This window comes from Algibacillus agarilyticus, assembly GCF_003286125.1.
In the GTDB taxonomy this organism is placed as follows: Bacteria; Pseudomonadota; Gammaproteobacteria; order Enterobacterales; family Alteromonadaceae; genus Algibacillus; species Algibacillus agarilyticus.
Genome location: NZ_QMED01000003.1, coordinates 275,386 through 286,653, shown reverse-complemented (window position 1 = coordinate 286,653; position 11,268 = coordinate 275,386). Strand labels below are relative to the sequence as shown.

The window sequence follows — 11,268 nt, the reverse complement described above, 5'->3', positions numbered from 1 at the left end:
TTACTAACAAATTGTGACATTTTGAGACGCCAGCATAAAAAAAGCAGCTAAACGCTGCTTTTTAGTTGGCCTTTCTTAACTATTTAGCTAATTACAATAAAATAGCGGTTAGTGCAAAGTAAGAGATAATCGCTAAAGCAGCGCCAATTGGCAGGGTAACAACCCAAGAGATAGCAATGTTTCTAACAACACCTAAATTAAGCGCGGCAATACCACGTGCTAAACCAACACCTAATACCGCACCTACTAATGTTTGAGTAGTCGATATTGGTAAGCCGGTACCTGAAGCAATAACAACGGTAGAAGCCGCGGCTAGTTCAGCCGCAAAACCACGACTCGGTGTTAAATGTGTAATCCCTTTACCTATCGTAGCCATAACGCGATGACCAAATAAAGCTAAGCCCGATACAATACCTAAACCACCCAGTGGTAAAATCCACCACGCTAATTCAGCTTTGGCAACAATTTGACCATCGTTTGCGATAATGCTGCTAACCGCAGCTAAAGGACCAATTGCATTGGCGACATCATTTGAGCCATGTGCAAATGCCATACAACAAGCCGTCACAATCATTAATACGGCAAATATTTTTTCAACATTGTTATATTGCATTTCTTTATCGGCTTCAGGGTCGATCTTAACGCGTGAAACAAAATAAGCACCGATTAACGCAACTAAAATAGAGATGGCAATAGCGGCTAAGTATGACTCTGCTGTGGTGAATTTAATATCACTGACATGCTTAAGCCCTTTTTTAATTGTAACTAATGAAAGAACAAAGCCCGCAAGCGCCATGTAAACCGGCACAAAACGTTTTGCATTTTTAATCGGATTATCAGTGTCGAAGATGAGTTTTTGCGCACTCATGAAGATGAGGTAAGCCACAATACCAGACAACAGTGGGGTCACAATCCAACTCCCAACTATACCTGTTACTTTTGCCCAATTTACAGCCTCTGGCCCAGCGCTCACAACGGCGAAACCCACAATAGCACCAACAATTGAATGTGTCGTTGATACAGGCCAGCCCATATAAGAGGCAACAGCAAGCCAAGTACCGGCTGCTATTAAGGCTGAGATCATACCAATAACCAATAATTCAGGGTGCGGAATGAAAGGTGCAGAATCAATAATTCCTTTTCTGATGGTCGAGGTCACTTCACCACCGGCCAAATAAGCACCGGCAAACTCGAAAATCATAGCAATAATAATTGCCTGTTTGATAGTTAACGCTTTTGAACCCACTGAGGTGCCCATGGCATTAGCAACATCATTTGCCCCAATACCCCAAGCCATAAAAAAGCCAACAACAGCGGCAAAGATAATTAAAATTAAACCGTAACTTTGAATAATATCCACGAATATAGTCTCTGTTATTTATTTTGCTAAAAGCAGTTCTAAGCGACCGCCAACTGATTCAGCTCTATCGGCTAAATCACCAATCCATTCCATTACGTTGTACAGAAATATAACATCTACAGGGTTGCGACCTTCTTCGACATTACGTAATGCTCTGCGTAATTTAATTTGTAACTTATCCGTTTCTTCTTCGATTTCATCAACTTGGTTGATTATTTTTTCAACCAGAACCACTTCACGCCCGCGGAAGCCGGTTTCAAGTAATTCATCTAATTCATTAATTGCTTTTGCTGCAAGTTGAACCGCATCTAGGGCGAGTTTCAAATAAGCCATGAAATCTTCTTGTAATGGCTCAGGAATTTCTAACTCACGACCCACAACACGGCCTGCAATGTCTTTCGCTTTATTGGCTATTTTGTCTTGTTCGGTTAGGAGTTCGAGAAGGTCGGTGCGATCAATAGGTAAGAATAAGCCTTTAGGTAAGTTTAATCGTATGCTTTGTTTCTGATCATCGGCTTTGCGTTCGATTTTTGAAATTTCTTTACGAACTTTTTCTGCTTCTTTCCAATCTTTGGCGAAAACAGCATTAAAAAATGGAACGAGTTGTTGAGCTGCAAAGGCAGCTGTATCAATATGCTTTTCCATCGCTTTAAAGGGCGACTTAGCAAAAACACTTAGAATGGAATTGCCGGACATTTGAGTATACCTATTTTGATTTGTAGTATAGGTCGCGGATTTTACACAAATATCTCAGACAATCCACCGTATGGGGGATTTAAGTAACTATTTTAATTTAATCTTAACGTTATATGACCTGAAATGTTATTCAATTTAAGGGGTTAAGCGGCATTGAGGGTGTTAATTATTTTAGCCGCTTGTTGTTCTGTATTATCGGCGATGTTTCTGGCAGTGTGATTTGAATGCTCTGCCGCGTTAACCGCTTGGTTAATTTCAGATTGAAAACGCGTTAAATAGTTAACTTGTGTTTTAGCATTTTGCACACATTGGTTTGCTGCTGCGGCCGAGTTTTGTGCTTTAGCCATGATCTCGATGCCGGTTTGACTCAGTGTTTGATTAATTTGTGTTTGGTTTGCGGTGAGTGAGCTGATGTCATTGACATTATTTTTTAAATCATTGGACGACTGTTTTAACTTCTCAAGAATGTTTGATATATCACGCAATGAATTTTGGGTGTGTAATGAAAGGTTACGGACTTCATCGGCAACCACGGCAAATCCTCGTCCGTGCTCACCCGCTCGTGCGGCCTCAATAGCAGCATTGAGTGCTAATAAATTTGTTTGATCGGCAATGGTACCAATCACCTCAACAATCGAAGATACATCGTTAACTGAGCTTAATAAACTTTCAACAGAATGATGGCTGTGCTCAACATGCTTAACAATAATATTAATTTCGGCGCTCATCAGTGCTATTTTTTGGTTACTGAGTTCAACGGCATTTTGGGTTTCTGTAGCATCAAGCTGTACGCCTTCTGAGCCCGAATAGACTTCTTGCGCTAAAGTGATAAGTTCTTGCGTAAAATGATTTGAATTACTGAGCTGCTCAACTATTTGTTTAGTTTCGGATTGGATACTGTTTGTTTCTTCCACCAAGGCATCAAGTGAACCAGACACATCCATAAGTTGTGTTGATTTCTGACTTTTATCACTTTCTAACATATCGATTAATATATTGAAGTTTTTAAATACAGAGTTTATTTCGGCTTTAGATTGGGTTGTTGGTAATGCTTTTAATTGGCCATTACTCACTAGCTCCGCAAATGCTGAATGCAAAATTTTAATCCGCTTAACAATTAAGGTGTACTGAAAAACCGTTGATAATAGGGCGGTAAAAATGAGCAAAATTGCCGCGATGTATAACCATGTCCGTGTTAAATTATTGATATTGACCAGTTCTTGTTTGATTTCTATTTCAGCATCAAAAAAACTATTCTCAAATCCTTTAACGGCTTGTTTCAATGTTGAAAAATCAGTTTCTAACTTATTTTTGTTATTTAACGTGTTTTTGAGTTCTTTTGGGTAACGATTTATTAAGCTGTTTAATTCACTTAAGATCGTATCTCCACTTTCTTCTGCTTCGTCTTCGTCATCGAGAAATAAATCGAAGTCATCCGCTTGTTCCTCTTCTTGCTCTGGGTATAAATTAAAACGTGGCAACGCATCCATTATTTTGAGTTGGGTTTGTACTTGTTCAACTCGGTTTAAAATATTGTTTTGGTTTTCTGCGGTGGGGTAATTAAACAGACGCGTGCGATCAACACTTAATTGGTTTAATAAATTAGCAAATTGTAGTGCGGTATTTTGATAAGTCGCCGCCAGCTCAATATCTTTATCTTTGCCCATACTGATATAATGAGATAAATCTTGGCTGTAACTTAGTAAATTATTTTCAGCGTGGTCAAGTAATGAAAATAAGTCGGCGCTAATTTTACCAGCAGAACGAATATCGCCTTGCAATACGGTTTCGAGTTTGAGAATGTGTTTAAGTGACGATTGGATTAGCGGACTATTTTGATTATTTATATTGGTTTTAATCGCTTTTAATTCAGCTTCTGCTGCGGTTAATTTTAATGTATTACCGGTTTCTAGGTATTCATCAACTAAAACTTTAAAGTGACGAGTGATCCGGTTTTTAGTTTCTTGATAAGTATCAACGGTGGCTTGCGCTTGATCTTGGGTTGTTGTTGACCAATTTATAATCACCAACAGTGATAATGCAATGGTAATAAGTAAAGAAGCAGATAAAACTGAAAAACTGGAGATTTTCATGCAAATACCACAGGTTATAGTGAATAAACGGTTGCACCATAACAGCCTTTTATTACATTTTTATTTCTATTCTTAAAACTGTAACAATAGGTGCGTTATGGTGAGTTTTTGTGGAAAAAGAGAAATAAATGATCAGTGAATCAACCTTAATAGACAGTCATTGTCATCTTGATTTTGAATGTTTTGATTTAACGCTTGAAAATCTACTTTATCGTTGCCGGCAAAAAAATATTAGTCACTTTATTGTTCCTGCCGTTAAAACCGATTCTTGGTCGCGTCTGTTATTACTGGCAGAGCGGCATAAAAATTGGTTTGTCGCTTTGGGGTTGCATCCTTATTTTATTCATCAGCATGAAGAAAAACATCTAATTCATTTAAACCAACAATTAGCGCAGCCACGATTTTCACGTATTATCGCTGTTGGCGAAATAGGGTTGGACTTTTCTTTAACTGAAGCATCATGGCCAAAACAAATTGCGTATTTTCAACAGCAATTACAAATGGCTAAAGATCACAAATTACCCATAATATTGCATCATAGGCAATCGATTGATGTGTTATGCAAATATATTAAAGCGACTAATTTTGAATATGGTGGCGTGCTACATGCTTTTTCGGGCAGTTTGCAGCAAGCACAACGCATGATAGATTTAGGTTTTAAATTGGGAGTGGGCGGCACAATAACTTACCCGCGTGCGCAAAAAACACGCAAAGTGATTCAACAATTACCTTTAGAAAGTTTAGTGCTTGAGACCGATTCGCCCGATATGCCGATTAATGGACAACAAGGGCAACAAAATACGCCTTTAAGTTTATTGGCCATTTTAACGGTATTAACCGAAATAAGATGTGAATCACCCCAGGTGATCAAACAGGCTTTATGGGATAATACCCAAGCGGCTTTTAAATTAAACTTAAGTTGTAATCAATCTTAATGGCGTTAATATTGCGCAAAATAAACGAGAACGAAAATAGGAATGCGGTTTGAGTATTAGAAGCCAGTTGCAGCAAATGATTGAGCATAATGAGAGTGTGCAGAGCCGTATTTTTGCGATCACGGTACAAATTTTAATTGTTGTTTCGTTACTGAGCTTTTCAATATCAACCTTACCCAATTTAGCGCCCGCAACCATTATTTGGTTAGATCGACTTGAAATGTTTATCGTTATTATTTTCACGATAGAATACATATTGCGTTTAGTGAGCTCGCCAAAACCTGTCTCTTTTATATTTAGCTTTTATGGCTTAATTGATTTAATCGCGATTGTCCCTTTTTATCTAGCGGTGGGCTTAGACTTAAGAGTTGTCCGTTCGTTTAGGTTATTAAGATTGGTCTTGATTTTCAAATTACTTAAATACAGTAAAGCGATGGATCGATTTAGACGCGCAATGCTGATTGCTAAAGAAGAACTGTTATTGTTTATGATGGTTGCCTGCATTTTATTATATTTATCGGCTGTGGGCATTTATTATTGTGAAAATGCCGCGCAGCCTGAATTATTCAAATCGGTTTTTCACAGTTTGTGGTGGGCCGTAACGACGTTAACCACGGTTGGTTATGGTGATATGGTGCCTATTACGGTGGGCGGAAAAATATTTACCTTCTTTATTTTAATGCTTGGCCTTGGGATCGTTGCATTACCCACGGGGTTAATTGCTTCGGCTTTATCTGAAGTTAGAAAAGCCGATCGTAAAAAAGCAGCAAAAATAGCTAAATAATCTTTTTATTCCTCGTCTCCATTCAATAGTTTATTTAGAACTAAGTAAACTTATTTTTAATCTTCTTTGTTATTTCAAAGCGCATATAAATGATATTTTTAACGTTTTTATGCGTATTTTAAGCCTGTTTAGCACAATATAATGCTGAATAATCTAATTTTGGTTTGATTGTTGTTAACCAAATTATTCAACTCATTTGAGTTTAGGCAGACTGACAGAGAGAATACAATGAAGAAAAGTGAACTTTCAGACCCATTTGAACAAGCCCGGTTAGAAAAAGGTTACGGTGAAATGAATGATCAAGATGATCCTGTCACTATTCTTTTACGCCACAAAGATGTTCGCAAATGTGCTCATAATTGGAAGACCTTTCAATCTGGTGCGGTGCCTGGCCGTATTGTTGTGCCATCTGAAGTCAATATTCGCGAAACCCGCCAAATTCCTTTTGAAGTTGATCCCCCCATGCATGGTGGTTACCGAGCGATTGTTGAACCTTGGTTTAAACGCCCTTTACAACCAGAGTATCAAGCCAAATTAACGGCGCAAATTCAAGACTTAGTTGACGAAGTAGCAGATTGGGATTCGGTTGAAGTCGTGAGTGACTTTGCTTTGCGTTTACAATCAAGAGCGTTAACGTTGTTGCTAAACATTCCTTATGAAGAAGCGCAAACATGGATAGAGTGGGGTACGCATGTATTTAGAAGTGAAGATGACGCGCTTGATGGATCTAAAGCCGCTATTTTGTATGACTATATTGATGCCCAAATAGATAAAGCGATTGCACAACCGGGTGAAGATTTATATTCGGTATTACTTGATTCTGAATTAGACGGCAAAAAACTCACCCGAGAAGAAGTAAAAGGCGTAATGATTTTAACGTTTGCGGGTGGCCGAGATACCGTTATTAATGCGGTAACCAATTCAATTGCTTACTTTGCTGAACACCCAGAATCGTTAACTCGATTACGCAATGAACCTGAAATTACCGGTCGAGCTATTGAAGAACTTATACGTTATTTTGCCCCTTTAACCCATATGGGCCGTGTTGTAACAGAAGACACACAAGTTTGCGAGCATGCGGCAAAAGCGGATACACGCGTGTCATTATGCTGGGCTTCAGCTAACCGTGATGCCGCGGTGTTTGAAAAACCAAATGAAGTTGTGCTTGACCGTAAACTGAATCCACATGTTAGTTTTGGGTTTAGCCATCATAATTGCTTAGGCGCAACTCATGCCCGTCAAATTATGAATATTTTAGTCAAAACCTTAGCTGATAAAGTGCAATCAATCGATATTCTGGCAAGCCAAGAAAATATTGAAGAGTTGGGCGAGTTCAATCGTAAAGTCGGTTTTGACAGTATCAAGGTTAAGTTTAACGCACGTTAATTTTATTAAATTTATTCATTCAACGATTTGTAAAAAGAGAGTAAAAATCATGGCTAAAATCACATTTATAACAACAGACAACGAAAGTGTAACGTTAGAAGCCGATTCAGGTTCGGTAATGGAACTCGCAGTGCAAAATAATATTAAAGGTATTGATGGCGATTGTGGTGGTGTTTGTTCATGCGCCACGTGTCATGTGCATGTAGCACCTGAACATGTTGAAAAAGCCGGTGAAGCCAGCGAAATTGAAAAAGACATGTTAGAGCTTGATGACAACGCAGATGAATTTAGCCGTTTATGTTGTCAGTTAGATGTTACCGATCAACTCGATGGCATTATTTTACGTGTTGCTGTTTAACTAATATCTAACTATTAAGAGAACTTATTATATGAATCAAGTCGTTAGTCAATTACCTATTTGTGTTGTGATAGGGGCGAGTCATGCAGGTGTCAATTTAGCTTTCTCATTAAGAAAAGAAGGTTGGCAGGGTAAAATTAAATTGTTCGATGCCGATCCCGTTTTACCTTATCACCGCCCGCCTTTATCTAAAGCGTATTTAACTAGCGAAGATGGCATTGATAAAAATTTACTTAAAAGTGCAGAGAGTTATGAAAAAGAAGATATTCAACTCGCTTTAGGTACCAAAGTGAGCTCAATTGATCGTGAAAATAAAATGATCACGCTTGATGATGGCTCACAGCAAGCTTACGACAAATTAGTTTATGCTGCCGGTGCTCGACCGATTATTCCACCTATAACCGGTATTGAAACCGCAAAGCATTTATACCCGTTAAGAACGGCTGCAGATGTTACTCATATTCGTCAAGCGCTGAATGCCAGTGAGACCAAGCGAGTGGTTATTATAGGCGGCGGCTATATTGGGCTTGAAACGGCTGCGTCTCTTAAAAAACTAGGGGCTAAAGTAACGGTACTTGAACGTGAGCCGCGAATATTAGCGCGTGTGACTGCACCTGAAATGTCGAACTTCTTTGCTAAATTACATGCAGAGCAGGGGGTTGACGTATATACCCATAAGAATGTGGTCGAGATTGAAACGCAGGCCGGTCTTAATCAGGTTAAATGTTCTGACGGCACACAATATACGGCTGATATTATTATTGTTGGTGTTGGGATACGTGTTAATAGCGAATTAGCCGCGAGTGCGGGCATAAAGCTTGATAATGGCATTTTAGTAGATGAAATGGCTTGTACTAATGATAAAGATATTTATGCCATCGGGGATTGTACCTACCATTTTAATCCACATTATGATCGTTATATTCGGCTTGAATCGGTGCAAAATGCGGTTGATCAAGCCAAAGTCGCGGCAGCGGCGATTTGTGGTAAAGCGCCAGTTTATAACACATTACCTTGGTTTTGGTCAGATCAGTATGGTATTAAACTACAAATGGTTGGGCTTTCAACCGGTTACACCCACATTGTGATGCGAGAAGAAGCAGGCGATGATACTAAATTTTCGGTTTGGTATTTTAAAGATGAAACGTTATTAGCGGTTGATGCCATAAACAATGCCAAAGCGTATGTTATTGGCACTAAGTTTATTAAGGGTGGCGATAAAGTTTGCCAAACAAAGTTGGCTGACTCGACTGTTGAATTTAAGCCAGCTAATTTACTGATTGATTAAGTATATACTTTAAATGGTTAAACATTCGGGTCTTTACAACATTATTGGTGAAACCCAGTAAAAAGCCAAATAGGTTGGGCTGAAGCATCAAGCCCAACATTGCCTGCTAACCCCAAACCGGTATAAAACCGGCATTACACAAGCATAAAACCAGCATTATAATGAACCATGCGTGACGTTGATCTGCGCAAACTCGGCGCTCTAGCTTTTGACGAGGGCAGCAAGGATTAGATTTTTTAAAAAATCTTGTAGGTTGCCATGCGTGAAACGAATCGCAACACACTAAACTAACAGCTTAAAACTAAGCAACAAATGCATAAAACAGAACAAAAAATTCGCCAATATAACAACCGAAGATGGGGTGGTTAGTAAGTGGGCTGGCATTAAGGTTAGTCATTGATGTTTAACCGATTTGATAATGTAATATCGAATTTAATCATAGGTTTAATGATGCCTGTCCTGCATGATTGCATAAAGAAAAAATAGGTCGAAACAATTACTACGTGAATCAACAATTAGTGACTCTATTTGTTGTTCGTAACTAGCAATCAAATTTAAGAAATAGACGAAGAATTTTTTGATACTTGATCTTTACTCGAGCTTCCCCCCAATTTTCTAAGAAAAATTAATGGTTAACGATACACTTGTCCTACACAATACACTCATGAATTGCGTTAACTTAAAGTTGAATAAATAATAGGTTTAATTATGCCTGTCCTGCACGATCCATCTAAACGATCCGATTTAATGATTTACCCCGAGGTTTGGGCAAAAAAATAAGAAATGTGACTTGATTTAATCGGAGTGACCATATATGTCCTATACGATATTGGCCTACTTTTCCGTATTGACTTTATACAGATTTCAATAGAGTATAAAAATCACAAAGAGGTGGAGACGTTGTAGATAGACAACATATAGCCCAAGCATCGATTAATAGGCATGTAACATTGCCATATTTAAACAGCAATCGAAGTGTGAGCGATCATAAACCAGTGAAGGTAACTATAATATTATGATTATTTCTTATTCAAGACTACCAATAACTAAATGTTTTGTCTTTTTGATTACTTTAATTGCTGCTTTTTACAGCAATGCCTCATCAGATAATAAAATAATAGAAAACACCAAAGATCGCACAGTCATTTTTGTTAAAGGGACTTATACATTAGGTGATATAGATTCACTATATAATGCAAAAAAGTACCTTTCAGACCAGCTAAAAATAGAGGCCAGTGAGATATTTGGTGTACATGTACAGCATGAATTGGTGATAGATAATCAAAAAATAACTAAGGATAAATTATCAACGTATTCATATTCTTATATGCAATTCAACAAGTTATCCGAAAGTCCAAAATATATAAATGGCAAGATGACAATTGAAATATCAGCTCACGCCACATTTGATAAATCCCACATATCTAATCACTTAGATAATCTTGAAGGCCTTAATAAATTATCAGAAATTTCAAATGAAAATGAAAAGCTAAAACTACAATTAAAAGAGCTAAATACACTTGCACAGTCAGGAACGCTAAATCAGCAAAAAGATACTCGCAAAGACTTAATCAATAAAATAGAACATAACTCTAAAGCGTTCGTTCAAATTATAGATTCACGGAAGTTAGAAGAGCAAATAAATGATATCGAGCAAGGATTTGAAGCTGAGATAAAAAGATTAAATAAAGGTATGTTGAACATATTCAAAAATCATACAACCTTGAAAGTAAACCAACCCCAAATTATAGAAACACTCAAAGATAAAGTAACTGTAGCTATCAAAATTGACTATGAGATAGATAGGGGTCAATTAACCGAGTTATTTGGTAGATACTTTGATAGTAAAGAAACGAATAAGGCATATATAAGTCAATATGCTCACCTTTCGCATTTGGGCTATATATTTGGACGTCGCCCATCGGGCAGTGGGCGTTCAATTGTCTTTGATAATTTACATGAAGATATCATGAAACAAAGTTACTTTAAGTCTTTTTGGCCGCATTTATATTCACAGGCTTCGATTAAATTTAAATATCCAAATTTGAGCGAAATTTTGATCCTTCCAGTAAAACTAACACCTTCAGCAAAGGAGTTATTTCAACTTTTTCATATGGGTTTTTATGAAAGTATGCGTTCGGGAGGAATGTCAACAGAGTACAAGACACGTTTAATTATAAATTATAAAAGTACGGAAACATTGAAACTTAAATTGTTTAAAGAAGATTTATCGTCTTTGGAAGATCTTAAAATATCTTACGATATAACCCCAGTAGAACTTCCTCTGGGTTACCGTTAAAGCGAATGAATGATGTTGCGGATATTGCTTATCGGGGTAAAGATGCCGTGTCCCACACGATTTCGCTTG

The 11,268-nt window shown here is 37.7% G+C and carries 9 protein-coding genes; 6 read left to right on the top strand and 3 right to left on the bottom strand.

All coding sequences use genetic code 11. The features are described from left to right. Positions 1-91 precede the first annotated feature (91 nt). From DPX34_RS04545 to DPX34_RS04535, 3 genes are all read right to left on the bottom strand, one after another. Entirely contained in the window at positions 92-1,360 is a 1,269-nt protein-coding gene (locus tag DPX34_RS04545) for an inorganic phosphate transporter (protein WP_111977223.1), read from the bottom strand. 18 nt (positions 1,361-1,378) lie between these two features. Continuing rightward, positions 1,379-2,056, bottom strand: coding sequence for a TIGR00153 family protein (locus tag DPX34_RS04540; RefSeq protein WP_111977222.1), 678 nt, complete (start codon positions 2,054-2,056; stop codon positions 1,379-1,381). Between the two features lie 143 nt (positions 2,057-2,199). Continuing rightward, positions 2,200-4,149 (bottom strand): methyl-accepting chemotaxis protein, encoded by a 1,950-nt coding sequence (locus DPX34_RS04535; protein WP_111977221.1) that lies wholly within the window; start codon positions 4,147-4,149, stop codon positions 2,200-2,202. A gap of 128 nt (positions 4,150-4,277) precedes the next feature. Here DPX34_RS04535 and DPX34_RS04530 point away from each other — a divergent pair, with 128 nt between their 5' ends. The 6 genes from DPX34_RS04530 (at position 4,278) to DPX34_RS04505 (ending at position 11,199) form a co-directional block, all read left to right on the top strand. Then, on the top strand, positions 4,278-5,084 hold the full coding sequence (locus DPX34_RS04530) for a TatD family hydrolase (RefSeq protein WP_111977220.1): 807 nt from the start codon (positions 4,278-4,280) through the stop codon (positions 5,082-5,084). 49 nt (positions 5,085-5,133) lie between these two features. Continuing rightward, positions 5,134-5,868, top strand: coding sequence for an ion transporter (locus DPX34_RS04525; protein ID WP_232824653.1), 735 nt, complete (start codon positions 5,134-5,136; stop codon positions 5,866-5,868). A 228-nt stretch (positions 5,869-6,096) separates the two neighbouring features. Next, positions 6,097-7,254 (top strand): cytochrome P450, encoded by a 1,158-nt coding sequence (locus DPX34_RS04520; protein WP_111977218.1) that lies wholly within the window; start codon positions 6,097-6,099, stop codon positions 7,252-7,254. 49 nt (positions 7,255-7,303) lie between these two features. Further along, positions 7,304-7,612 (top strand): 2Fe-2S iron-sulfur cluster-binding protein, encoded by a 309-nt coding sequence (locus tag DPX34_RS04515; protein WP_111977217.1) that lies wholly within the window; start codon positions 7,304-7,306, stop codon positions 7,610-7,612. Between the two features lie 31 nt (positions 7,613-7,643). After that, entirely contained in the window at positions 7,644-8,900 is a 1,257-nt protein-coding gene (locus tag DPX34_RS04510) for an NAD(P)/FAD-dependent oxidoreductase (RefSeq protein ID WP_111977216.1), read from the top strand. 1,015 nt (positions 8,901-9,915) lie between these two features. Next, positions 9,916-11,199, top strand: coding sequence for a hypothetical protein (locus DPX34_RS04505; RefSeq protein ID WP_111977215.1), 1,284 nt, complete (start codon positions 9,916-9,918; stop codon positions 11,197-11,199). The last annotated feature ends 69 nt before the right edge of the window (positions 11,200-11,268 follow it).